The 22,827-nt window shown below is 66.8% G+C and carries 19 protein-coding genes; 10 read left to right on the top strand and 9 right to left on the bottom strand.

Annotated elements, in window-relative coordinates:
• Nucleotides 1–138: 138 nt before the first annotated feature.
• The 3 genes from EA472_RS09675 (at nt 139) to EA472_RS09665 (ending at nt 3,585) form a co-directional block, all read left to right on the top strand.
• Nucleotides 139–1,317: an aspartate kinase gene (locus EA472_RS09675; RefSeq protein ID WP_124191299.1), complete on the top strand. Its 1,179-nt coding sequence runs from the start codon at nt 139–141 to the stop codon at nt 1,315–1,317.
• 178 nt (nt 1,318–1,495) lie between these two features.
• Complete coding sequence (locus tag EA472_RS09670; protein ID WP_124191298.1) at nt 1,496–2,110, top strand: hypothetical protein; 615 nt, start codon at nt 1,496–1,498, stop codon at nt 2,108–2,110.
• Between the two features lie 128 nt (nt 2,111–2,238).
• Nucleotides 2,239–3,585, top strand: a complete 1,347-nt coding sequence (locus tag EA472_RS09665) for a tryptophanase (RefSeq protein WP_124191297.1) — start codon at nt 2,239–2,241, stop codon at nt 3,583–3,585.
• A 117-nt stretch (nt 3,586–3,702) separates the two neighbouring features.
• Here the strand turns inward: EA472_RS09665 and EA472_RS09660 are convergent, their stop codons facing one another.
• A complete protein-coding gene (locus EA472_RS09660) occupies nt 3,703–4,068 on the bottom strand; it encodes a hypothetical protein (RefSeq protein WP_124191296.1) in 366 nt (121 codons plus the stop codon).
• Between the two features lie 306 nt (nt 4,069–4,374).
• Nucleotides 4,375–5,655, bottom strand: a complete 1,281-nt coding sequence (locus EA472_RS09655; RefSeq protein WP_124191295.1) for a thiamine ABC transporter substrate-binding protein — start codon at nt 5,653–5,655, stop codon at nt 4,375–4,377.
• Nucleotides 5,656–5,744: 89 nt separating this feature from the next.
• On the opposite strand from EA472_RS09655, the gene EA472_RS09650 reads away from it, so the two are divergent.
• Together EA472_RS09650 and EA472_RS09645 are read left to right on the top strand one after the other, a co-directional pair.
• Entirely contained in the window at nt 5,745–6,863 is a 1,119-nt protein-coding gene (locus EA472_RS09650) for an AI-2E family transporter (protein WP_124191294.1), read from the top strand.
• Nucleotides 6,864–7,033: 170 nt separating this feature from the next.
• Nucleotides 7,034–7,675 carry a DUF5518 domain-containing protein gene (locus EA472_RS09645; protein WP_124191293.1) on the top strand — a complete coding sequence of 214 codons (642 nt, stop codon included), beginning with the start codon at nt 7,034–7,036 and terminating at the stop codon, nt 7,673–7,675.
• A 14-nt stretch (nt 7,676–7,689) separates the two neighbouring features.
• Here the strand turns inward: EA472_RS09645 and EA472_RS09640 are convergent, their stop codons facing one another.
• Nucleotides 7,690–8,997 (bottom strand): ABC transporter permease, encoded by a 1,308-nt coding sequence (locus tag EA472_RS09640; protein WP_124191292.1) that lies wholly within the window; start codon nt 8,995–8,997, stop codon nt 7,690–7,692.
• A gap of 6 nt (nt 8,998–9,003) precedes the next feature.
• Complete coding sequence (locus tag EA472_RS09635) at nt 9,004–9,909, bottom strand: ABC transporter ATP-binding protein (RefSeq protein WP_124191291.1); 906 nt, start codon at nt 9,907–9,909, stop codon at nt 9,004–9,006.
• A 165-nt stretch (nt 9,910–10,074) separates the two neighbouring features.
• Here EA472_RS09635 and EA472_RS09630 point away from each other — a divergent pair, with 165 nt between their 5' ends.
• The 3 genes from EA472_RS09630 (at nt 10,075) to EA472_RS09620 (ending at nt 14,965) form a co-directional block, all read left to right on the top strand.
• Nucleotides 10,075–12,528: a DEAD/DEAH box helicase gene (locus tag EA472_RS09630; protein WP_124191290.1), complete on the top strand. Its 2,454-nt coding sequence runs from the start codon at nt 10,075–10,077 to the stop codon at nt 12,526–12,528.
• Nucleotides 12,529–12,893: 365 nt separating this feature from the next.
• Nucleotides 12,894–14,495 (top strand): HTTM domain-containing protein, encoded by a 1,602-nt coding sequence (locus EA472_RS09625; RefSeq protein ID WP_124191289.1) that lies wholly within the window; start codon nt 12,894–12,896, stop codon nt 14,493–14,495.
• A 41-nt stretch (nt 14,496–14,536) separates the two neighbouring features.
• Nucleotides 14,537–14,965: a thiol-disulfide oxidoreductase DCC family protein gene (locus EA472_RS09620; RefSeq protein ID WP_124191288.1), complete on the top strand. Its 429-nt coding sequence runs from the start codon at nt 14,537–14,539 to the stop codon at nt 14,963–14,965.
• A 113-nt stretch (nt 14,966–15,078) separates the two neighbouring features.
• Here the strand turns inward: EA472_RS09620 and EA472_RS09615 are convergent, their stop codons facing one another.
• The 5 genes from EA472_RS09615 to EA472_RS09595 all read right to left on the bottom strand — a co-directional run bounded on the left by EA472_RS09615 (nt 15,079) and on the right by EA472_RS09595 (nt 20,852).
• Nucleotides 15,079–16,200, bottom strand: a complete 1,122-nt coding sequence (locus EA472_RS09615) for a hypothetical protein (protein ID WP_124191287.1) — start codon at nt 16,198–16,200, stop codon at nt 15,079–15,081.
• A 264-nt stretch (nt 16,201–16,464) separates the two neighbouring features.
• Nucleotides 16,465–17,160, bottom strand: a complete 696-nt coding sequence (locus tag EA472_RS09610) for an Sjogren's syndrome/scleroderma autoantigen 1 family protein (protein ID WP_124191286.1) — start codon at nt 17,158–17,160, stop codon at nt 16,465–16,467.
• Nucleotides 17,161–17,240: 80 nt separating this feature from the next.
• Entirely contained in the window at nt 17,241–17,693 is a 453-nt protein-coding gene (locus tag EA472_RS09605; RefSeq protein WP_124191285.1) for a TIGR00725 family protein, read from the bottom strand.
• 141 nt (nt 17,694–17,834) lie between these two features.
• On the bottom strand, nt 17,835–19,181 hold the full coding sequence (locus EA472_RS09600; protein ID WP_124191284.1) for a vanadium-dependent haloperoxidase: 1,347 nt from the start codon (nt 19,179–19,181) through the stop codon (nt 17,835–17,837).
• Between the two features lie 3 nt (nt 19,182–19,184).
• Complete coding sequence (locus EA472_RS09595; protein WP_124191283.1) at nt 19,185–20,852, bottom strand: CRTAC1 family protein; 1,668 nt, start codon at nt 20,850–20,852, stop codon at nt 19,185–19,187.
• 172 nt (nt 20,853–21,024) lie between these two features.
• On the opposite strand from EA472_RS09595, the gene mdh reads away from it, so the two are divergent.
• Complete coding sequence (mdh, locus tag EA472_RS09590) at nt 21,025–21,939, top strand: malate dehydrogenase (protein WP_124191282.1); 915 nt, start codon at nt 21,025–21,027, stop codon at nt 21,937–21,939.
• Nucleotides 21,940–22,053: 114 nt separating this feature from the next.
• Nucleotides 22,054–22,734 carry an HAD family hydrolase gene (locus tag EA472_RS09585; RefSeq protein WP_124191281.1) on the top strand — a complete coding sequence of 227 codons (681 nt, stop codon included), beginning with the start codon at nt 22,054–22,056 and terminating at the stop codon, nt 22,732–22,734.
• The last annotated feature ends 93 nt before the right edge of the window (nt 22,735–22,827 follow it).

Here is a 22,827-nt window from a genome sequence, read left to right as displayed (position 1 = left end):
CTCGGGGACGACGGTCCCGCCGGACGGGAGACGACAAAAACGGGACCAATGGGACACAGTTATCTGCCCGCTCTGGTAACGGCGGTGTATGAGCCACGCCACCGGTAGCCAACCACGAGTGCGCTGTGAGGTGCCAGCATGCGCGTCGTAGCCAAGTTCGGCGGAACGAGCCTCGGCAGCGGCGAGCGGATCGATCGCGCCGCCGACTCGGTCGCCGCCGCCGTCGAGGACGGTCACGAGATCGCCGTCGTCGCGAGCGCGATGGGGTCGACGACGGACGACCTACTCGAGGACATCACCTTCGAGACCGACGAAGCCGACCGCGCCCAGATCGTCAGCATGGGCGAACGCACGTCCGTCCGGATGCTCAAGGCGGCGCTGTCGTCCCGCGGCATCGACGCCCAGTTCTTCGAGCCCGGATCCGAGGGCTGGCCGGTCGTCACCGACGAGTACGGCGAGGTCGACGTCGAGGAAACCCAGCGTCGGGCCCTCGAGGTCGCGGAGACGATGGACGAACAGGTGCCGGTTCTCACCGGATTTCTCGCGGAAGGGCCCGAGGGCTCGATCACCACGCTCGGCCGCGGCGGCAGCGATACGACCGCCGTCATGATGGGCAAGTACATGGAAGCCGACGAGGTCGTCATCGTGACCGACGTCGAAGGGGTCATGACCGGCGACCCGCGCGTCGTCGAAGGCGCGCGAAACGTGGGCGAGATCTCGGTCGACGAACTTCGGAACCTCTCGTTCCGGGGAGCCGAAGTCGTCGCTCCGTCGGCGCTGTCGTACAAAGACGGCAGACTCAACGTCCGCGTCGTCCACTACCAACACGGCGACCTCCTCTCGGGCGGGACGAGCATCGAAGGCGAGTTCAAGAGCCTCGTCGACCTCCGCGAGCGCCCGCTGGCCTGCATCACCGTCGCCGGCCGAGCGATTCGCAACCAGCCGGGCGTCTTCCACCACCTCTCGGCCGCCCTGTCGGAAAGCGACGTCAACATCGACGCCGTCGCGAGCGGGATGGACACGATCACCTTCTACATCGACGAGGACGAGGCCGAGCGCGCCGAGAACATCCTCCACCGCGAGGTCATCGCCCGCGACGAGCTCTCGAGCGTCACCGTCGACTCGCCCATCGCGGTCGTCCGGGTGACCGGCGGCGAACTCCCCAACCAGCCGGGCATCGTCAGCGACATCATCAGCCCGCTGGCCGACGCGCGGATCCACCTCCAGGACGTCATCACGAGCGCGACCAGCGTCGCGCTGTTCGTTAACTGGGAGGATCGCGAGGAGACCCTCGAGTTGACCCAGGATCTGTTCTGAGCGCCGGTCGGCTTCGTCGGTCTCGAGGTCGACGGTTCGAACCGTCGGTACGAACCGACTAGAGCGGTAGTGAGACGGGGGTCGTCGTTCTCGACCGATACCGTTTCGAACGGTTAGTACGACATTATTCTGCAGAAATCGGGCCGTAACCAAGAGGCGGACTGTGGGATACGGAGGTATGCCCACCGAACCCACAGTAACCGACGTGTTCACCGACGTCGAGCCCGATCCAGACGCGGTTCTCGAAGCGGCGGGTATCGACTCGCCGGACGACCTCCTCGAGGCGGGTGGCGCTCACGACCCCGACGACGACGAGGTCATCGACGCGGTCGACGCGGACCTCGAGGCCCTCGCCGCGGAACTCGAATCGGTCGAGGTCGATGCCGAGCGATTGGAACGAACCGGTGCCGAATCGACGCGCTCGAGTGGCGAAGCGGACGCGTCTCCCCCGGAGGAGGGACGACCGACCGACGGTCCCGCACGGGACGCCCTCGACGCGACGGCGGTGCTCGTCGGCGCGCCGACCGTAACGATCCGGTCGGACGACGAGGCGATCGCGCACCCGCCGAGCGCGTCGGCGACGAGCGGCCGACCGGGCGACGAACCGGCGAACGACCGAGCCGGGGACGGATCGGCGGAGAGACGAGCCGACGGCGAACCGACGCTCGTCGGCCCCGACCCGGTTCCCGACCGCGTTCCCGACGATGCGTTCGGCGGCGTCGAGGCGAACACCGCACCGGGAACCGAGACGGAGTTTCTGTGGTCGGGAGGCGAACTCGAGACGGCGCGGTGAGTGCGATCGTTCGTCGGCGGACGAAAGTCGCCATCGCTGTCCACACTCGTCCGTCGCTCGACCCGTCGGATCGTCGACAACCAGGTACAGACACTCGATTTGAACTGTTTCGGCGTTCAACGGCGTCCATGGTCGCGTTCAAATCGAAGATGGTCGAGTCGATCTCGCTCCCCTCTCGAGACCGCCGCGAGCGAAACCTCGAGGCCGCCGGCTACAACGTCTTCAATCTCGACGCGGACGAGGTGTTCATCGATCTGTTGACCGACAGCGGAACCGGCGCGATGAGCGACGCCCAGTGGGCTGCGCTGATCCGCGGCGACGAGTCCTACGCCGGATCGCGGAGTTTCGACCGGCTCGAGTCGGCCGTCGCGGACGTGATGGGGTTCTCGCACGTGATTCCGGCACACCAGGGACGAGGAGCGGAGAACGTCCTGTACGGCACGCTGCTTTCGTCGGGCGACGTCGTCCCGAACAACACCCACTTCGACACGACGCGAGCGCACGTCGCGAACCAGGGTGGCGAGCCGGTCGACTGCCCGGTCGAGGTCGCGTTCGATCCGGACGCCGACGACCCCTTCAAGGGAAACACCTCGCTCGCTCGCCTGCGCGAGGTGGTCGACGACGTCGGAACCGAACGCGTCCCGCTGATCGTCCAGACGATCACGAACAACTCCACGGCGGGCCAGCCCGTTAGCGTCGAAAACACCCGCCGGGTTCGGGAGTTCGCCGACGAGATCGACGCGACGTTCGTCGTCGACGCCTGCCGGTTCGCGGAAAACGCCGCCTTCGTCAGCCGTCGCGAAGCGGAGTTCGTCGGCGAGGACGTCGGGGCCATCGCGCGCGAACAGCTTAGCTACGCGGACGCGGTCGTGATGAGCGGCAAAAAAGACGGGCTGGTGAACGCCGGCGGCTTCGTCGCGACGGACGATCCCGACCTCTACGAGCGGTGCAAAGAGCGCGCGATCCTCTACGAGGGGTTCCCGACCTACGGCGGGATGGCCGGCCGGGATATCGCGGCCATGGCCGTCGGGCTTCGGGAGGCCGTCGAGGAGTCGTACGTCTTCGACAGGATCGACGCCGTCGACGAGTTCGGCTCGATGCTCGCGGACGTCGGCGTACCGGTGTACGAGCCGGTCGGCGGCCACGCGGTCTACCTCGACGCGGGAACCGCGCTCTCGCACCTTCCGTGTGAGGTCTTTCCCGGCCAGGCGTTCGTCTGCGAACTGTACCGAGAGGGGGGCGTCCGCGGCGTCGAACTCGGGAGCTTCGCCTTTCCCGACACCGACCGGCCGGAACTCGTCAGACTCGCGGTCCCGCGTCGAACCTACCACCGCGAGCACTTCGAACACGTCGCCGAGACCGCAGAGCGCGTCCTCGAGAAGCGAGAGCGAGTTTCGGGCCTCGAGATCACTTCCGAGCCCGAGATCGCGGAGCTTCGTCACTTCACGGCGGGCCTCGAGCCGATTCCGTCGTGACGAGCCGCGACGGGCGACGCGAGCCGCGACGCACGTCCCGAGACGGACGGTCGGGACCGACGAACAGAGGAGAGGATTCGTCCGCTTGCCGGCGTCGGTTCGTCCGTCCGTTCGATCCTACAGCGACGGAACGATTCCCCGGGCCCGATCTCGGATGGTCGGTTCCGTCTCGGACTGGTCCTGCAGCCGTCGTTTCGCGAAGGACTGGAGTCCGGCCGCGGGGGACTCGGTTCCGCCTTCCGAGCCGCCGACCCAGCCCGGCAGCTGGGACTCGAGTTCCGCGCGTTTCTCCGCTTTGAGCTGGCTGTACTTTCGGAGTGCGATGCCGACGCCGATGAAGAGTCCGGCGTCGAGCAATTCGCGCCGAAACCGTTCCTGATCGTTTCGTACCGCGATCGCCTTCGCGAGCGAGAGGACGCCGATCGCGAGGTAGAGCTTCGAGCTCTTCGACGGATCGCCGCTGAGTAGCCGTTGGAGCGCCATGCTTGACGACGTACCACGTTCCCGGTGATAAAACTGCGCTCCGCCCGCCAGTTCGACTCGAGTTAGCCGCTCCCTACGCGGCGGGAACGAGCCGGTCGGTGTTCCGATCGGTCACCTCGACTCGAGGCCGCGATATCGCGGCCCGTTCGCGACCCGTCGTCGGTTGGGCGGTCTGGTCGCGACCCGTCGTCGGTTGGGTGGTCTGGTCGCGACCCGCCGTCGGTTGCGCCGTCTGATTGCGACCCGTCGTCGGCGTCCCGTTACGGCTCGTTGGCGTCGCCCGTTCACGGCTCATCGGCGTCCCGTTCACGGCTCGTCGTCGGCGTCGTCCGTCGCCGTGGCGCCACCGGTTCCGGAATCGTCCCCGGCGTCGGTCGCGTCGGGATCGGCGGACTCGTTCGTTTCGGTGTCGTCGGACCCGTTCGCTCCCGGATCGTCGCCCTCGTCGGTCACGACGTCGTCGAGTTCGACGTCGTCGTCCTCGAGTTCTTCCTCCCAGACGTCGACCCAGGCCGCCATCACGTCGTCCAGGTTGCCCCGGAGCTCGTCGTACGTGAACCGGACCGTCTCCTCGGGTTCGCGAGCGTACGTCGTAAACTCGGCCCCCAGTTCGAGGTAGTCGCGCTCGACCGCAGGAAACTGGGCGTTTCGCACCGCGATCTCGACTTGCACGTCGCTCGAGAGCAGAAAGTCGACGAACTGGTAGGCGAGCCCGGGTCGTTCGGTCCCCTCGAAGACGGCAACTCCTTCGCGGCTCTCGTAGCCCCGGCCGTCGAGCATCGCGACCTGATGACGCTCGAGGCTCCTGTCGGCGGCGACCGCACCGACCCGATCGGTCGAGTAGGAGACGACCATCGGTCGCTCGCCCTCGAGGTAGCCGTCGACGTACGACTCCGTCCACCGGTCGGAGACGGCCGCGCCGTTGTCCCGGAGCGCACGCCAGTAGTCGACGAACCCGTCGCCGTACTCCGCGACGGTCCACAGGAGAAACGCGCGTCCGGGATCGGAACGTCGCGGATCCTGGACGAGCAGTCCGTCCTCGAACGCCGGATCGAGCAGGTCGTCGAACGACTCCGGGCCGTCGAGTTCGGTTTCGTCGTAGACGACGCTGACGTAGCCCGTGTCGAACGGAACGACGCGTTCGAACGGATCGTCGAACTCGAGGTCGTCCCGGATGCGCCCGTCGCGCTCGAGGCGATCGCGCTCGAGCGATTCGAACAGCCGTCCCTCGAGCGCCTCGTCGACGCGAACGAGTTGGGCGGCGGTCAACCCCAGGTAGACGTCCGCGCCGAGGTCGGCGTCGAGGCGCGCGCGCTGGACGAAGTGGTCGATGCCCGCATCGGGGACGGTCCAGACGATTTCGGCGTCTGGAAACTCGGTCTGGAACGCCTCCGCGATCCACCGGCCGGCGGACTCCTCGCCGCGGACCATCGACGAGTACGTCGCCACGCGGAGCGTTCCGTCGTCCTCTTCGTCGAGGTCTTCCTCCGGAGGGTCGTCGTCGTTCTCGCGCTCGAGACAGCCGGCACCGGCGAGGCTCGCGAGCGTCGCGCCGCCGGCACCGCGGACGAAGGCCCGTCGTCTCATTGGTTACGTGTCACGCCGCGGAGGCTTAAGGATCGTGGCGTTCGCTCACCAGTGAGAAAGACTTTCACCGTTCGGTGTGAGTCGCGATCGTGGTATCGAACGCACAATCGAACCGGTCTCGTCGGTACGTCCTCGGCGGCGTCGTGGTCGCGCTCGGCGTGCTCACCGGCGCGATCCTGCTCGAGGTCCTCGGAACGATCCTCTTCGCGCTGACGGTCGCGTACGTGCTGGTCCCGTTGCAGAAGTGGCTCGTCAGGCGCGGACTCTCCGAGTGGACCGGTGCCGCCGTCGCGACCGTCCTCGGATTCGTCGGAGCCGTCGCGGTGTTCTCGCCGATCGCGTTGACGCTGTACTTCCGGATCGACGAGATCGTCACGGTCGTCGAGGAGCTCCCGGCCGAGATTCCGATCACCGCGTTCGACGTGACGTACACGGTCGAAGTCGCGGTCGTCCAGTCGATGGCGATCGACTTCCTCACGGACGTCGCCATCTCGTTCGCGTCGGCGCTGCCGGTGCTCGCGATCAAGTTCGCACTGTTCGTTATTCTGCTGTTCGCGCTGGTGCTCAAAGGCGACGACGCGGCTCGAGCGGCGATCGCACCGGTTCCGGTCGAGTACCGGGACGTCGTCGACGCACTGGCAAAGCGAGTGCGCGAGACGCTGTACGCGATCTACGTCCTGCAGCTCGCCACCTCGGTCGCGACGCTTCTCATCGGCTACCCGCTGTTTCTTGCGCTCGGCTACGACATGGCGTTCACGCTCGCGATCGTCGCCGCGATCCTCCAGTTCGTTCCGATCATCGGACCCAGCCTGCTGATCGTCCCGATCGCGATCTATCACGTCACCGCAGGCGAACTGGCGGCCGCGCTCCTGGTGGGCGTCCTCGGCGTCGCGCTCGTCGCCTGGCTGCCCGACATCGCCGTCCGCCCGCGACTCGCGCGGCGGTCGGCCGGACTCCCGGGAAGCCTCTACTTCGTCGGGTTCACCGGCGGCCTGTTCACGCTCGGAGCGATCGGGATCGTCGTCGGACCGCTGATCGTCGCCGTCTTCGTCGAAGCCGTCGACCTCCTCGCGGACGAGGTGAACGGAGACCCCGAAGTCTCGGAGCTCCTCGAGATGGACGCAGAGACCGACGGCCCGGGCGAGGAGGTCTCGATGGACGCCGAGACGGCGTTCGAGGAGTCGAGTTCCCGGACGGCCGACGACTGAGACGGACTGGTGCACCGATCTACCGGTGTAACCCGGACGGTCGCGGTTGCGTCGGTACCGACGGCCAACGGACGTCTGAACGACCCACTCGAGTGCGCCGGAACGTCCCGCTCGCCGGAAGGCCGGTTGGACCACGGATACTTTTCCCGTTGCCCGTCGTCCGGATCGGTATGGTCACCGGACGAACCGTAATTCACGCGGTCATCGGCGCCGTCGTCGGCGTCGTGCTCTCGTTCGTGCCCCTCTCGACCGCGATCGGCGGCGCGGTCGCGGGCTTTCTCGAGGGGCCGGACGGGCGAGACGGGGCGGTCGTCGGCGCGCTGGCCGGGCTGATCACGTTCGTCCCCTTCGCGTTCTTCGCGCTGTTCGCGATCAGCTTCCTCGGGTTCGGGTTCGGCGTCGCGGCCGTCCCGATGGGCGGGTTCGCGTTCGTCCTGTTCGTTATCGCCGTCGGCTCGACGTTCGTGCTGCTGTACACCGTGGGCCTCGCGCTGCTGGGTGGCTACCTCGGTGCCTACCTCGCGCGAGAGTACCCCGAGAAACGGACGAACGCGCGTCGAACGATCGGGATGAGCGAAGACGAGGCGCTCGAGACGGACGCGCCGAAGCGGCGCGGGCGGGACCGGAGCCGAGCGCGGAGGACCCGGGATCGGGATCGACCGAGGTCGGCCGACGACCGCGATCCGGACCGGGACGATCCGCCGGGGGACGCGGACTCGAGCACGAACGGGTCGGGGACGGGAGCGGGTCGAGACGAGCGGACGGAGCCGACGCGCTGGCGCGAGGATCGGGAGGACGGATCGGAGCGCTGACCGTCGCCGGTCGATCACTCGTATCGCAGCGCGTCGATCGGGTCCGTCCTGGCCGCGCGCCAGGCCGGATACAGCCCGGAGAGCACGCCGACGACGATGCCGACGGCGATCGCAAGCGCGACGTACTCGTAGGGGTAGACGAGCGGGAGGTCGACGTACAGCGCGCCGACGTAGCCCGCGGCGAGACCGAGGGCCGTCCCGAGTATCGCGCCGACGACGCCGAGAACGATCGCCTCCGCGAGAAACAGCCCGAGGACGTCGCGGTTTTGCGCGCCGACCGCCTTCATGATCCCGATCTCGCGAGTCCGCTCGGTGACGCTGACGAGCATGATGTTCGCGATGCCGATCGACCCGACCAGCAACGAGATGGCCGCGATGCCGACGATAAAGTTCTGCAGGAGGTCGAGGACGTCCTGGAGCTGCTGGAGGAGTTCGGTGCTCGTCTGGAGCGTCACCTCGAGGTCCTCGTCGTCTACGAACTCGTTGGCGTCGGCGTCGTCGCTCTCGAGGTACGCGATCGATCGGTCGCGAGCGGCGTCGACGTCCGACTCGGTTGCCGACTGCGCTTCGATCACGACGGCGAGATAGCGTACGTCGTCCGACGGGTCGTCGTCGGCCGACTGACCCGGATCGTCTGTCTCCCCGTCACCGCCAGCGAGACCGGCGCTCGCGGCACCTTCGACGTAGTAGGGATCCGTCGGGACGTAGATCCGGGGCGCGGCCTCGAACCCTTCGAACGGGCTCAGTCCCTCGGCGGTGTCGGTGATACCGACCACCTCGACCGACAACTGCTGTCCGCCGAGGGCGACGATCGTCAACTCGTCGCCGACCGTGACGTTCGACTCGAACTGCTCCGCGGCGGCGGGGTTGAGCACCGCCTCACGTTCGCCCATCTCGAACTGTCTACCCTCCGCGAGGCTCTCCTCGCGGACGTACGACGGTCCCGACGCGATCAGCCCGTCGCCCTGGGCGACCCGCTCGTCACCGTCCGAGACCGCCTGCGTCTGGATCGTCGCGTAGCCGTAGGCCGCCGCCACCTCGTCGAACCGCTCGAGTTCCGCGAGATCGTCCTGGCTCACGACCGGCTGAGCGCCCGCGAGGGGGCCGCCTTCGGCGTCGGGATCGGCCGCCCATCCGTACAGGTTTCGCTGGTCGTCCGGACTGATGTCGCCGATGATGCCGGCCTGCAGGCTCGCGCCGAGCGTGACGAACGCGATCACCGCCGCGATCCCGATGACGATTCCAAGCGTCGTCAGCGCCGATCGAAGCTTGTGCCCCCGGATCGAGCGCCAGGAGAGACGGAGGTGCTCGAGCGGGTTCATCGACGATCAGTTCCCGCCGTCGTCGTCGCGGTCGGTCGTCGACGAATCGGCGTCGCGGTCGTCGGACGCGGTTCCGGGCCCGTCCGCGTCGGACGTCGGGTCGTCACCACCTCGATCGCCTCCGTCGCCGCCGGGAGTTTCACCGTCGGCTCCCGCGTCGGCGTCTCGAGACGACCGAGGACCGACTCCCGGTCCCGGCGGGGAGGTCGGCTCGCCGGTCGACTCGAGTTTCTCGATGCGTTCGATCGTTCCGTCCAGCAGGTGGACGATTCGCTCTGCGCGCTCGGCGACGTGGCGCTCGTGGGTGACGACGACCAGCGTCGTCCCGGCGTCGTGAAACTCGGCGAAGAGGTCGAGCACGTCGGCTTCGGTCTCCGTGTCGAGGTTTCCGGACGGCTCGTCTGCCAGCACGATCGCGGGTTCGTTCACGAGCGCCCGCGCCAGCGCCACCCGCTGGCGCTGGCCGCCGGAGAGCTCGCTGGGCAGGTGGTCGGCCCGGTCCGCGAGCCCGACCCGCTCGAGCAGTTCTCGCGCGCGCTCGCGGCGCTCCCCGCGGCCGACTCCCTGAAACAACTGTGGAAGCGCGACGTTCTCGAGCGCGGTGAGCCGCGGCATCAGGTTGAACGTCTGGAAGACGAACCCGACCTGCGTACCGCGGAGGTCGGTTCGCTCGCGCCCGTCGAGCGTCGTCACGTCCTGGCCGTCGACGACCACCCGGCCCTCCGTCGGCGTGTCCAGACACCCGACGAGGTTCATCAGCGTCGACTTTCCCGAGCCGCTGGGTCCCATGATCGCCGTGTACGAGCCGCGTGACACTTCGAGAGTGACGCCGTCGAGGGCGTGGACCGGTTCGGCCAGTTCGTACGTCTTGCGAACGTCCTCGAGCACGACAGCGGTTCCCGAACGCGCCATACCCATCCGACCACGGAGGCCGGTAAAAAGGTTCGTCGGCGCTTCGCCGGGACGGAAAACGGGTCGCGGATGCTCGCCCCGCGGCCGACCGCCGGCCCCACGCGTCGACTCTACTTTCACCGCGGTACGGGAACCCTTATTCGCGACGAGGGAGAAGCTCCGGTAATGGCGACCACGGACGAGAGCGGGGAGCCTCCCACGATCGATCACCCGCTTCTCGAGCCCGACTTTCTCGAGCGGCGACTCTACCAGCTGAAACTCGCGGGAACCGCGGCGAACGATCACACGCTCGTCTGCCTGCCCACCGGGCTGGGGAAGACGACGGTGAGCCTGCTGGTGACGGCTCGCCGGCTCGAGGAGGTCGGCGGCACGTCGTTGATGCTCGCTCCGACCAAACCGCTCGTCCAGCAACACGCGGAGTTCTATCGCGAGGCGCTGCAGATTCCGGACGAAGAGATCGTCGTCTTCACCGGCGACGTCAGCCCCGAGGATCGCGCGACGACGTGGGAAGAGGCGACCGTCGTGATGGCGACGCCGCAGGTGATCGAAAACGACCTCGTCGGCTCGCGGATCTCGCTGTCGGACGTGACCCACCTCACCTTCGACGAGTGTCACCGCGCGACCGGCGACTACGCGTACAACTACATCGCAGAACGCTACCACGCTGACGCCGAGCGGCCGCTCGTTACGGGGATGTCCGCCTCGCCCGGCGGCGACGAGGAAGCGATCCTCGAGGTGTGCGAAAATCTCGGCATCCGCGAGGTCGAGGTGATGACCGAAGAGGACGCCGACGTCGCCCAGTTCACCCACGAGACCGACGTCGAGTGGGAGCGTATCGACCTCCCCGAGGAAGTACTGGAGATCCGGGACGCGCTGAACGAAGTGATCACGGACCGCCTCGAGAAGCTGAAGGAACTCGGCGTTGCGCGCTCGACCCAGCCCGACCAGTCCCAGACGGACCTCAATCGGATGCGGGCACAGCTCCAGCAGCTGATCGACAACGACCAGTCGGAAGGGTTCGAGGGAATGTCCGTCCACGCCGAGGTGATGAAGCTCCGCCAGGCGGTCACGCTGGTCGAAACCCAGAGCGTCGAGGCACTCCGGCGATACTTCGAGCGCCAGCGCAACCAGGCTCGCTCCTCGGGTGCCTCGAAGGCCAGCCAGCGGATGGTCTCCGATCCGCGGGTTCGCGAAGCGATGCGTCGGGCCGAGAGCTTCGACGAACTCCACCCCAAATACCGGAAGGCGCGGATGCTGCTCGCCGAGACGCTGGGACTCGAGGGCGGCGAGCGCGTCATCGTCTTCACCGAGTCGCGCGATACGGCCGAAGCGCTGACCGACTTCCTCTCGGAGAGCTTCGACGCAAAGCGGTTCGTCGGACAGGGCGACCGCGAGGGGTCGGACGGGATGACCCAGAACCAGCAACAGGAAGTGCTCGACGACTTCCGGGCCGGCGAGTTCGAGGTGCTCGTCTCGACGTCCGTCGCCGAAGAAGGGCTGGACGTCCCCGAGGTCGACCTCGTCCTCTTTTACGAGCCAGTGCCGACGGCGATCCGGTCGATCCAGCGCAAGGGCCGAACCGGTCGCCAATCCGAAGGACGGGTCGTCGTGCTGATGGCCGAAGACACGCGCGACGAGGCCTACTTCTGGATCTCCCGGCGTCGCGAAAAGGAGATGGAAAGCGAACTGCGCGACCTCAAGGGGATGGCCGCCGACCTGGCCGACGAACTCGAGGCTCCCCAGCTGTCGCTCGGCGAGTTCGACGGAGAGGGCGAAGTGAAAGTGAACGACGAGGCCGGAAAACCCGATGCGGGCGGTGGTGATTCCAGTGGAAGCCAGGGGGCTGTGACTCAGCCAGGACTCCAGGAGTTCGCCGACGAGAACTCGGATCCGAGTACCGAAAGCGGCGGGAAAGAGACGGGCGACGAGGTCGAACCGCGCGAGCCATCCGCCGACGGCGAGGCGGTCGAGATCGTCGCCGACCAACGCGAGATGGACGCCAACATCGCCCGCGATCTCTCGAGGCGCGAGGAGATAGAAATTCGCCTCGAGACGCTCGAGGTGGGCGACTACGTCTGCTCGGACCGCGTGGTCGTCGAGCGCAAGTCGGCGGCCGACTTCGTCGACTCGCTGGTCGGCGGCGACCGATCCGTCTTCGAGCAGGTCGGCGCGATGGCCCGCCACTACTCGCGACCCGTCGTCGTCGTCGAGGGGGCGAACCTGTACGACCAGCGGGACGTCCACCCGAACGCGATCCGGGGCGCGCTCTCGAGTCTGGCCGTCGACTTCGGCGCGAGCGTCCTGCGAACCGACGACGAAGACGAGACGACGGAGCTGCTCGCGGTGATCGCGAGCCGCGAGCAGACGATGGCAGACCGCGAGGTGTCGGTCCACGGCGAGAAAGGGACCAAGACGCTCGCGGAACAACAGGAGTACGTTGTCTCCTCGATCGCCGAGATCGGTCCCGTCACCGCGCGGTCGTTACTCGAGGAGTTCGGCACCGTCGAGGCGGTGATGATCGCGACCGAGGACGAACTTCAGGAGGCCGACGGCGTCGGCCGGGTGACGGCCGAACGGATTCGCGAGGTCATCGGCAGCGAGTACGCGGGCGGAAACTGATCCCCACCAGGAAGAGTCCTCGACACCGACGGGGAGAGGCTCGATCGGATCGAGCCCGGGCGGTCAGTACCGCGATGCGATCGCCACTACGATCCCCCGGTGACGAGCGACCTTCGTTCGGGATCCTGTGAACGAAAAGATATATATACTCCTACTCTCGATACTGCGAGAGACACCCGATCCGCCCTCCAGAGTCGGCCTGCCGACTCATCCCGATCGGGAACTCGCTCGAGCGCCGACCGTGGCGTTCGAGTGCGACCGGATCTCGCCACGATGACACTCGAGACAGGACCTCGGATCACGAACGAACGGATTCGAAACGCCCGAACAGAGCACCCGCTTACCCGTCCAGCAACAGCGAACCTATGACTCCGGAGTTGTCGTCTTCCGGCTCGGAGTACCTCGAGCGCGTTCGGCGCGGAATCGCCGATCGCACCCGGATCGATACGCGAACGCTCGCCGTCTTCCGGGTGTTCGTTGGCCTGCTCATCGTCGCGGATATCGTGCTCCGGAGTCGCAACTTCTCGTACTTCTACACCGACACCGGCGTCGTCCCGCAGTGGCTCGCCCAGGACCTTTCGTCCGACGGCGTGTTCTCGGTCTACCACTACACGTCCGATCCGACGGTGATCGCCGCGCTGTTCGTCGTCCAGATTCTGATCGCGATTCAGCTGATCGTCGGCTACAAGACCCGGATCGCCACGATCCTCTCGTTCCTGCTCGTCATCTCGCTCGATCACCACAACCCGCTGGTGACGAGCTACGCCGACGTGCTGTTCCGACTGCTGCTGTTCTGGGCGATCTTCCTCCCGCTGGGCGAGCGGTGGTCGATCGACGCCGTACACGCGGACCGGACGCCGCGTGCGAGCGTCACGGGAATCGCGCCGGCGCTGATCCTCACCCAGATGGTCCTGATGTACTTCATCAACGGCATCCACAAGCGCGAATCCGAGCTGTGGACCGGCGGGGAGGCCACGCCGCTGATCCTGGGACTCGACGACATGACGTTCCTGCTCGGCGAAACCGTCCGCACGTTCCCGACGCTGCTCCAGTTCGGCGGGCTGACGTGGTACTACATGCTGCTTTTCTCGTGGCTCCTGTTGTTGCTCGTCGGCCGACAGCGGATGCTCTTTGCGCTGATGTTCGTCGGCGGTCACGCCACGTTCGCCGTGACGGTCCGAATCGGCGCGTTCGCGTACGTCGCGTGGGCGGGCCTGCTCCTGTTCTTCCAGGGCCAAGTGTGGGAGGACGGAAAGACGCTGTTGCGGTACGCCGGCCTCGAGCCGGCGCGCATCGCCGACCGGCTCTCCCGACTGGAGCGGGTGGCGGCGTCCGTCCCCGAACTCCGGATCGACTCCGAGGGATGGCGGGAGGTCAAATCGGCGGTCTACGACGTCAGCCTCGCGGTCGTCGCCGCGTCGCTGATCGTCGTCCTGCTCTTTTCGTACGCGCCGGTGGGGGCGGTGGTCGGCGACGACGTGAGACCCGATCGACACGTCGACGACGTCGCCTCGACGGTTTCGGTCGACCAGCCGACCTGGACCATCTTCGCCCCGCATCCACGGACGACCGATCGGTACTACGTCTTCCCGGCCAGAACCGCCGACGGCGACCTGATCGACGTCTACAACGAGCGGCCGCTCTCGTACGATCGCCCCCACGACGAGCTACAGCAACAGTACGGAACGTATCGGGAGCGATTCTACATGAACAGCGTCCGTCGAGGCGGCTCGAGCGCCGGCAACGACGCACCCGACGTGCTCGCAGAGCACCTGTGTGAAACCTGGGAGGAGGAGTACGGCATCGAGCTCACTCACATCGACATGTACTACGTGAACGAAGACATCACGCTGGAGACGATCGATACGCCGAGCGAGCGGAAGACGGACGTCCACCTGATACAGCGAAACGCCTGCGGCGATCACGAACCCGAGGAGATCGCACCGCCGCCGGAGGACGTCCGGTGACCGGAATCCTGAACTGTCCACCCCGCCAAACGCGAGTATCGATGGCCGAAGAGACCGAGACGGAGATCCCCGAAGACGGAGCGGTCGTCCTCTTCGACGGCGTCTGTAACCTCTGTACCGGGTTCGTGCAGTTTCTCATCCCCCGCGATCCGGAGGGGACGTTCTACTTCGCCTCGCTCCAGTCGGACGTCGGCGAGCGCCTCCGCGAGGAGCACGGCCTCTCGAGCGACGAACTGGACTCGATCGTGTTGATCGACGGCGACGACGCCTACGTGAAATCGTCCGCGGTGATCCGCATCGCTTCCCTCCTCGGCGGCGTCTACGCGCTCGCGCGGCCGCTCGGCGTTCTCCCGCGTCGGCTCCGCGACTGGGGGTACGACGTCGTCGCGGCGAACCGGTATCGGATCTGGGGGAAGAAAGATCAGTGCATGATGCCGAGCGAGGACGTTCGCTCGCGGTTTCTGGACTGAACGGCGCGAGCGAACGCGCGAGTGTCTGGTGATCGGCGCGAGCGAACGCGTCGGGTCGACTCGAGATCGATGGGCGTCGATCCGCTCGCCGAGCAAAACCCGACGGCGGGCGTTCAGTGTTGCGACGCGCCAGCTCGTCCGGCGAATCCGAGCGCCAGCGCCGCGATTCCGACGAGCGTGACGATCGCGCCGAATCCGGGAAGGTCGTCGGCGACGTTTCCGCCAGCGTCGTCTTCGGTGTCGGCGTCGCCGTCGGTCTCCGATCCGTCGGCGTCGGCCGCGTCGGACCGGGTGCCATCGCCGTCTCCGCCGGATTTGGTGTCGTCGTTGTTCTCCGCGTCGCCGGCACCGTCGTCCGTTCCGTCAGTCGATTCGTCGCCATCCTCCCAAAGAACGAGGGAGACGTCGTCTACCGGCTCATCGTCCGGGTCACGTACCTCGAACTGGTAGAACCAGTCGTCGTATCCGGGTGGATAATCGCGGTCGAGCACGAGCTGTTCCGTCTCCGTCAGCTCTGTCCCGTCGCCCGCCTCGAGAACGTCGTCGATCGGATCGTCCCCGAGTCCCGCAGTCTCGACGACGACGGTCGCCGTTCCGTTTCCGTTCGCGTCCTTCGCGGTCGCCTTCGCGTCGTAGTAGGTGCCGACCGTCCGTCCGGTGAGCAGGATCGCGGCCGAATCGGCGTCGGCGAGGGGAATATCGATCGTCACCGACTCGCCGCGATCGACTTCCCAGAGCGAGTGCTCGAGAACGGAATCGTTCGTCGGTTCGTCCTCGTCTTCCGGTTCGTCCGGAGTTTCGGATTCGACGACGTCGAGCGTGGAGAGGGCGGCTTGCTCGCCGTCGACGAACGCTGTGACGTCGTAGACGCCGACCGCGAGCGAGTCGTCGAGATCGGTCTGAGACCGATCCGAAAGCTCCGTTCCCGGACCCGGCCGGATGGCGTCGTCGACGGAGTCGACGCCGAGTGCGCCCGTATCGAGCAGGACGGTCGCCGTCCCGTTCTCGTTCGCGTCTTCGACGGTCACCTCGGCTTCGAACGCTTCGTTTTCGGGGGCGTGGTCTTCTGCGACGACCAGCGTAATTCGATCGTCGCCGTCGATCTCCATCTCGACGGGGACCGTCTCTCCGTCCCACGCCGCCCAGACGTTTCGGTCGAACGTGACGTCGGTATCCGATCCGGCGTCACCCGCGGCCGCGACGGCGGGGACGATACCGGCGAGCAGTACGACCACTACGAGGACCAGTGTGAAGCGGCAATCTAGCGGTTTCATCGTGTCAAGGGCGGACTAACGTGTCAACGGAGAATATAAATAATTTGCCTATTTGGTTGTGGAAATATCTCTGCCGGATCGATCCTAGGTCACGATGGATTCTCCCGTCGACCGGTGTGAGCGTATCGTCAGTGGGACGATCAGCGAGACGACGCTGGAAACGCTCGTCGCGGAAACGAACGACGCGAACGACGATCGAACGGGGAACCGCGTCCGCGTGAAGAATTATCGCAACGCGTTCAGCGTCTCGCTCGCCTCCCGAGCGGCCTCGAGGCACTCGGTCGCGTACCGGGGATCGTCGGTAGCGGCGGCTTCGCGGGCGAACTTCTCGAGGGCCCTGACCAGCGAGTCGCGAGCGGACTCGAGGTCGCCCTCGACCGCCGACGGCGGCGACGGCGAACGGCGGGGTGGTCTCTCGCTCGAGGACGGCGAAGAACGGTCGGAATTCGACTCCGGTTCCGACGGGCGGACCGCCTCGTCGCCGCTACCCGGCGTGGATCGGTCGTCCACGCGGGCGTCGGACGCTGTTTTCTCCGTCGGCCGGGAAGTTCCTCCCGTTTCGGCGTCGCGGTCGTCGAGTTCGATCGTCGTCGGTTCGTCGGTCTCCGGACGGTCCGTCGTCGCTCCCGCGTCCGTCGCATCCGCGTCGGCCCCCTCGGTCGGGACGTCGTCTGCCGTTCGGTCCGCATCGGCCGGCGGCTGTCCCTCGACGGCGTCGGGGCCGCCGTGACAGCTCGGACAGAACGTCGTTCCGCTCTGGGAGAACAGGGGATCGCCGCAGGTCCCGCAGTGCGTGTTCGTCATCGTCGCCCCCTTGAGCAGGAGGTCGCTCATCCGCTGGGTGGCCTCGCGCTCTTTCTTGTCGCGTTCGTACTTCTCCCGAAGCTTCTCGCGCTCGGCTTCCTTGTCGAAGTCGCTCATACCCATCTAGATGTGCCGGAATGTCGAAAAAGCTGCGACAGACTGCCCGCCGATCGGTGACGAGGTGAGTTTCGGCGTCGCTACTCGAGTCGGGCTGCCTCGAGCGCGTCGACCGCCGCCGCGGGCGTTTCGACGACTTCGATCTCGAGGGCGTCGATCTCGTGGGTGCCGAGACCGACGATCGGTCTGTCGTAGACCGCCGCGAACCCGATCTCGGAGAGCGTGCCGGCGCTGCCGGCGAGCGCGACGACCCCGTCGCCGTTCAGTGGGACGAGGGCGTTCCTGGCGTGGCCGAGTCCGGTCGCGATCGGCACGTCGACGTGCTCGTTGGCCGCCGCCGTTCGGTCGCCGGGAAGAATGCCGATCGTCGTCCCACCCTCGCGTTTGGCACCGCGACAGACGGCCGCCATCGTGCCGCCGAGGCCGCCACAGACCACCGTGTGGCCGCGGGCGGCGAGCTCCCGGCCGACCGCTTCGGCGAGGTCCCGCTCGCTGTCCGTGATCGTTCCGCCGCCAACGACGCTTGCGCGCATACCGCTCGTTTCGGGACTACGCACTTGATACTGCTGGACAGCGCTGTTCACGATCGGCCGGACTCGAACCGTCGGAACGGCCACCGTTGTCGTCCATTCGCGAGCCGGCGTGCAAGGCGTTCAGCGACGCGATCCTGTGGCTCACCCGACCGGTCGGAGGACGGAGTCGAGAACCCACTCGCCGATTCGCTCGCCCTGTTCGCGGCCGTCCTCGAGCGCGAATCGGAAGTGGTTCCCGACGTAGATTCGGCTGTCGAGCGACTCGGAAAGCGCGTCCTCGAGGCTGTCGAACGATCGAACCACGCCCTCGTCCTCGCCGGCGGTGCCGGTTCGGATGTCGCCGCCGAGTTCGAAGGAGTAGTCGCCGCTGGCGAGGACCCCCTCGAGGACGTGACAGGCCGCGCCGCCGTAGGCGGCCAGCGTCGAGGTGTACTCGGGCGAGCCACCGACGGCCCGTGGTCTCCACGTCCGGTCGGCGTGCGTCTCCTGATTTCCGTCGCGGTCGGCCTCGTGAATCGCGGTTCGGGGCCGCCAGAAGCCGTAGTCGTACTTCGCTCGCGAGCCCGCGATGCCGGCGTCGACCAGCGCCAGACTCAACAGCGCGAACAGCCGAGCTTCCTCGAGCAAGGGGAGATCTTCGTCGACGACGAGGCGCTGGGTGACGACGTTCCACATGTTCGGCGGTCGGGGCGATCCCGGCGCGCCGCGCCAGAACGACGCGACGTCGACGTGTTCCCGTGGCCGATCGTCTGCGTCGTTGCCCCGCTCGTACACCTCCCACCAGGCGTCCGCGTAGGCTTCGCTCTCGAGCGGCGGCGGCCCGTCGGGACCGAACTGGTCGGCCGTCGTCAGCGTCCACGGGTCGATAGCGGCGTGGACTGGGTTCCAGTCACCGCGAAAACACCCCGGCTCCGTCGCGTCGTCGCAGGGGACGTAGATGCTCGTCGCGTACTCGTCGTCGCGGTGGGCCAGGAGGTCCGTCGCGACGGCGCGCCCCCATCGCTCGCCCGCGTCGACGTCTCCCCCGCCGGCCGCCGCGAGCGTCGCCTCGAGCGCGGGTTCGAACTCCCCACCGTACAGCGACGTCATCGTCTCGTGGGCGGCCCCGGCGAGCGCGGCAACTGGCGACCCGTCGGCGGGTGCAGCCGACGGATCGGCCAGATACGGCTCGAAGTGGTCGTCCCCCGCGGCCGCGGCGACGCCGTTGATCGCGTCGAACGTCGCGACGTTGAGCAACGCACCCCGTCGAGTGGGCGCGACGTTTCCGCCCCGGAAGTGCTGGATCTCCTCGACGAACCGTTCGTTCCACAGACACAGCGGATCGTCGACGGCGTCCCGATCGGCACCGTACACGTCGGCACAGCCCGCGAGGACGACGAGTCCCGTCGTCCCGGCGGCGACGAGAAACGATCGGCGACTTCGCCGGAGCGAAACGTCGGTCCCGAATCGATTCGGGTCGGCGTCACGTGGTGGTGTTCGGGATGGCATCGGTTACGAGTATGAGTGACGGTCGGCGATTCCGTCGGGCGTTACCAGTATTCGCTGTCCGGTCTCGACGTCCTCGACCGTCAGTTCGGTTCCGTCGGGCCAGGTCACGCGGAGTTCGTCGACGGCGTCCGCCTCGCCGAAGCCGAAGTGCAGCGTCCGGGTCTCCTGGGACTGGTAGTCAGCCCTGGCGTTTCGCACTCGAAGCTGGCTGTTGCCGTCGACGGTCGCTTTGGCCGTCGTGCCGAGGACGGTGTGATCGAGGTCGTCCGCGCCGGCGACGACGACCTGGAGGCTGTCGCCCTGTTCGGCCTCGTTGCTGTAGAGGCGGTAGCTGGCCACGTTCCCCGCGACGGCGACGTCCATCGAGCCGCTCGAGTCGAAATCGAGAGCGGCGACGCCGCGTTCGTCGACCTCCTGCAGGCCGAGTTCGCTCGCGTCGAGACGGTGGAACTGGCCGTCGTTCTGGGCGAACAGCATCGGCCGGACGAACGTCGGCTCACCCTCGTCGAAGCGCGCCTGAAACTGCGTCGCGTGGAAGACGTCGACCTGGCCGTCTCCGTCGAAGTCCTCGACGGCAGCGCCCCAGCCCCAGCCACCTTCGGCCAGCCCCCGCTCCTCGCCCTGATCGACGAAGCCGTCGTCGGTACGGACGAGCAGGTTGTTCCCCTGATTGCGGTCGCCGATTCGCGCGGTCATGAAGTCGGCGAACAGCTGTCGCTGGGTGTCGGGGAGCTCGCCCCACCGGTCGCGGGGGAAGTAGATGTTCGTCACGAAGATCTCGAGTTGGCCGTCACCGGTGACGTCGGCGACGCTCGAGGACATGCCGTTGCGGTTCGTCTCGTTTCCGAGGTACTCCCGGTCGAACGTGCCGCCGCCTCGATTGTAGTGGATCTCGTCCGCGAAGTAGTCGTTGGCGACGTGAACGTCCGGGTGGCCGTTGCCCGTCAGGTCGACGAAACTCGTCGCCATGCTCCAGTGGTCGCCTTCGATTCCCGCGTCGTCGACGCGCTCGAACTCGCCGCAGTCGCCGGTGTAGAGGGCGTTGGATTGTCCGTTGTCCTCTTCGGCGGGGAACGCGAGCTGATAGTGCCAGCCTCTCGGATGCTCGTCGAGCCAGTCGCCGTAATCGGCGACGAAGACGTCGGGGCAGCCGTCGCCGGTCGCGTCCGCGGCGCTGGCCGAGACGGGAACGACGAACTCGTCGTCGAAACCGACGTCGCGCTCGCGGAACGTCCCCTCGTCGTTCTCGAAAAAGACCGGCGTCTCCCCCCGACGTAACAGGAGCAAATCCTCCCAGCCGTCGTTGTCGTGGTCGAAAAAGAGGGCTCCCTGGATCGTTCCTTCGACCGGCGGGAGATCGTCGGAGCGTTCGAACGCACCGCCGGTGTTTCGAAACAGCACGGGTTCACCGCCGCCGATCGCCAGTAGATCGGTCCGGAGGTCGTTCGTGTAGTCGACGGCGTAAACGCCGTCGTTTCCGTTCACGGCCCCGATATTGATCGACTCGTACTCGAAGCCGGCCTCGAGTGCGACCTCCTCGAAGCCGTAGTCGTCGGTCGTCGGCTCGGGCGAATCGTCCCCCAGCGGACCGGCGTCCTGTGCGGTTCCGCCGACGCACCCCACCAACACGACCGCGAGTACGATAGCGGCAATCCCCACGTGGTAACGCATACCACATCGGCTGTCTCCGATAGATTATAAATTATTTGTTTTCCTGTTCCCAATTTGAGGGCTCCGATCCACCGTGGGGGTTTCGACGATCGTCGGTATGAAACTCGTCGAATCGTGAGAGAGACTCCGTTTCGACGGATTTAACGCGAGGGGAGGTGGATTCGTACGTGGTATGACGAAAGTTAGCGTGGTCGGCGCGGCCGGAACGGTCGGGGCCGCCGCAGGCTACAACATCGCGCTTCGTGACGTCGCGGACGAGCTCGTCTTCGTGGACATTCCGGACAAAAAAGACGACACGATCGGACAGGCCGCGGACGCGAACCACGGAGCGGCCTACGATTCGAACACGACGATCAGACAGGGCGGCTACGAGGAAACCGAGGGGTCGGACGTCGTCGTCATCACCGCCGGCATCCCCCGCCAGCCCGGCCAGACCCGAATCGACCTCGCGGGCGACAACGCACCCATCATGGAGGACATCGGCTCCTCGCTCGCGGAGTACAACGACGACTTCATCACCGTCACCACGTCGAACCCCGTCGACCTGCTCAACCGCCACCTCTACGAGGCGGGCGACCGCGCCCGCGAGCAGGTGATCGGCTTCGGCGGTCGCCTCGACTCCGCACGATTCCGGTACGTCATCTCCCAGCGCTACGACGCGCCCGTCCAGAACGTCGAGGCGACGATCCTCGGCGAGCACGGCGACGCGCAGGTGCCCGTCTTCTCGAAGGTCCGCGTCGACGGCCGCGACCTCGAGTTCACCGACGACGAGAAAGCGGAACTGCTCGAGGAACTCCTGACCTCGGCGATGAACGTCATCGAGAAGAAAGGCGCGACCGAGTGGGGGCCGGCGACCGGCGTTGGCCACATGGTCGAAGCGATTCTCCGCGACACGGGCGAGGTGTTGCCCGCAAGCGTCACACTCGAGGGCGAGTTCGGCCACGAGGACACCGCCTTCGGCGTCCCCGTCAAGCTCGGCTCGAACGGCGTCGAGGAGATCGTCGAGTGGGACCTCACCGAGTTCGAGCGCAACCAGCTCGGCGAGGCCGCCGAGAAGCTCTCCGAGCAGTACGACAAGATCGCCTGAGCCGGGCCGGCCGTCGCGAGGAGATTCGGGACGAGCTCAGGGAGCTTCGGACGCGGATCGACCGGACGATCGCGATCGAAACGGTAAACTGATATTTTTGCGAACCGGTTCGACGTGAGCGAGTACGACGCGGTTCTGTTCGATAGCGACGGCATCCTCGTCGAGCCCCCGCCGGCCGAGACGCAGTCAACGGCCACGCGGGCCGCGTTTCACGAAGTTGGCATCGACGAGCCGGCACGGACTCACGTCCAGGCGATCGTCGACGGCGTCACCGTCGGCGAACTCGAGGAGATCTGTACGGCCTACGACCTCGAGCCCGAGACGTTCTGGGAGGCCCGCGAGCGCCACGACGAGCGCTCCCAGCTCGAGGAGTTCGAACGCGGCGTCCGCGGCCGGTACGACGACGTGAGCGCGATCGTCGATCTCCCGGTGGACTGCGGCGTCGTCAGCAACAACCACCACAGCACGATCGAGTTCGTCCTGGCGTACTTCGACCTCGAGCGGGCGTTCGAGACGTACTACGGCCGCGAGATGACGATCGAGAGCCTCGAGCTGAAAAAGCCGAACGCGCACTACCTCGAGCGGGCGATAGCCGACCTGTCGGCCGAATCGGTGCTGTACGTGGGCGACAGCGAGAGCGACGTCGTCGCCGCAACGCGCGCGGGCCTCGAGTCGGCGTTCGTCCGCCGGCCGCACTGTCGGGGGACGGAACTCGAGGCCACGCCGACCTACGACCTCGAAGATCTCCACGACGTCGCGGATCTCGTTCGCGGCGATGGACGGCGACGCGCCTGATATATTAGGTTTATTGATATGAGTTTCTTTGGTGTATTTAGAAAATGGTGTGAATTAAATGTATATAGTAACGACTGAAACGATGCACACTTT

This window comes from Natrarchaeobius oligotrophus (assembly GCF_003841465.1).
In the GTDB taxonomy this organism is placed as follows: Archaea; Halobacteriota; Halobacteria; order Halobacteriales; family Natrialbaceae; genus Natrarchaeobius; species Natrarchaeobius oligotrophus.
The sequence above is the reverse complement of the archived record's forward strand: the minus strand, read 5'-3'. Positions and strand labels throughout refer to the sequence as shown.

What these genes read in the sequence shown, in the direction of transcription:
- EA472_RS09675 (WP_124191299.1), top strand. Translation starts at nt 139, where the DNA reads ATGCGCGTCGTAGCCAAGTTCGGCGGAACGAGCCTCGGCAGCGGCGAG.
- EA472_RS09670 (WP_124191298.1), top strand. Translation starts at nt 1,496, where the DNA reads ATGCCCACCGAACCCACAGTAACCGACGTGTTCACCGACGTCGAGCCC.
- EA472_RS09665 (WP_124191297.1), top strand. Translation starts at nt 2,239, where the DNA reads ATGGTCGCGTTCAAATCGAAGATGGTCGAGTCGATCTCGCTCCCCTCT.
- EA472_RS09660 (WP_124191296.1), bottom strand. Translation starts at nt 4,068, where the DNA reads ATGGCGCTCCAACGGCTACTCAGCGGCGATCCGTCGAAGAGCTCGAAG.
- EA472_RS09655 (WP_124191295.1), bottom strand. Translation starts at nt 5,655, where the DNA reads ATGAGACGACGGGCCTTCGTCCGCGGTGCCGGCGGCGCGACGCTCGCG.
- EA472_RS09645 (WP_124191293.1), top strand. Translation starts at nt 7,034, where the DNA reads ATGGTCACCGGACGAACCGTAATTCACGCGGTCATCGGCGCCGTCGTC.
- EA472_RS09640 (WP_124191292.1), bottom strand. Translation starts at nt 8,997, where the DNA reads ATGAACCCGCTCGAGCACCTCCGTCTCTCCTGGCGCTCGATCCGGGGG.
- EA472_RS09635 (WP_124191291.1), bottom strand. Translation starts at nt 9,909, where the DNA reads ATGGCGCGTTCGGGAACCGCTGTCGTGCTCGAGGACGTTCGCAAGACG.
- EA472_RS09630 (WP_124191290.1), top strand. Translation starts at nt 10,075, where the DNA reads ATGGCGACCACGGACGAGAGCGGGGAGCCTCCCACGATCGATCACCCG.
- EA472_RS09625 (WP_124191289.1), top strand. Translation starts at nt 12,894, where the DNA reads ATGACTCCGGAGTTGTCGTCTTCCGGCTCGGAGTACCTCGAGCGCGTT.
- EA472_RS09620 (WP_124191288.1), top strand. Translation starts at nt 14,537, where the DNA reads ATGGCCGAAGAGACCGAGACGGAGATCCCCGAAGACGGAGCGGTCGTC.
- EA472_RS09610 (WP_124191286.1), bottom strand. Translation starts at nt 17,160, where the DNA reads ATGAGCGACTTCGACAAGGAAGCCGAGCGCGAGAAGCTTCGGGAGAAG.
- EA472_RS09605 (WP_124191285.1), bottom strand. Translation starts at nt 17,693, where the DNA reads ATGCGCGCAAGCGTCGTTGGCGGCGGAACGATCACGGACAGCGAGCGG.
- EA472_RS09600 (WP_124191284.1), bottom strand. Translation starts at nt 19,181, where the DNA reads ATGCCATCCCGAACACCACCACGTGACGCCGACCCGAATCGATTCGGG.
- EA472_RS09595 (WP_124191283.1), bottom strand. Translation starts at nt 20,852, where the DNA reads ATGCGTTACCACGTGGGGATTGCCGCTATCGTACTCGCGGTCGTGTTG.
- mdh (WP_124191282.1), top strand. Translation starts at nt 21,025, where the DNA reads ATGACGAAAGTTAGCGTGGTCGGCGCGGCCGGAACGGTCGGGGCCGCC.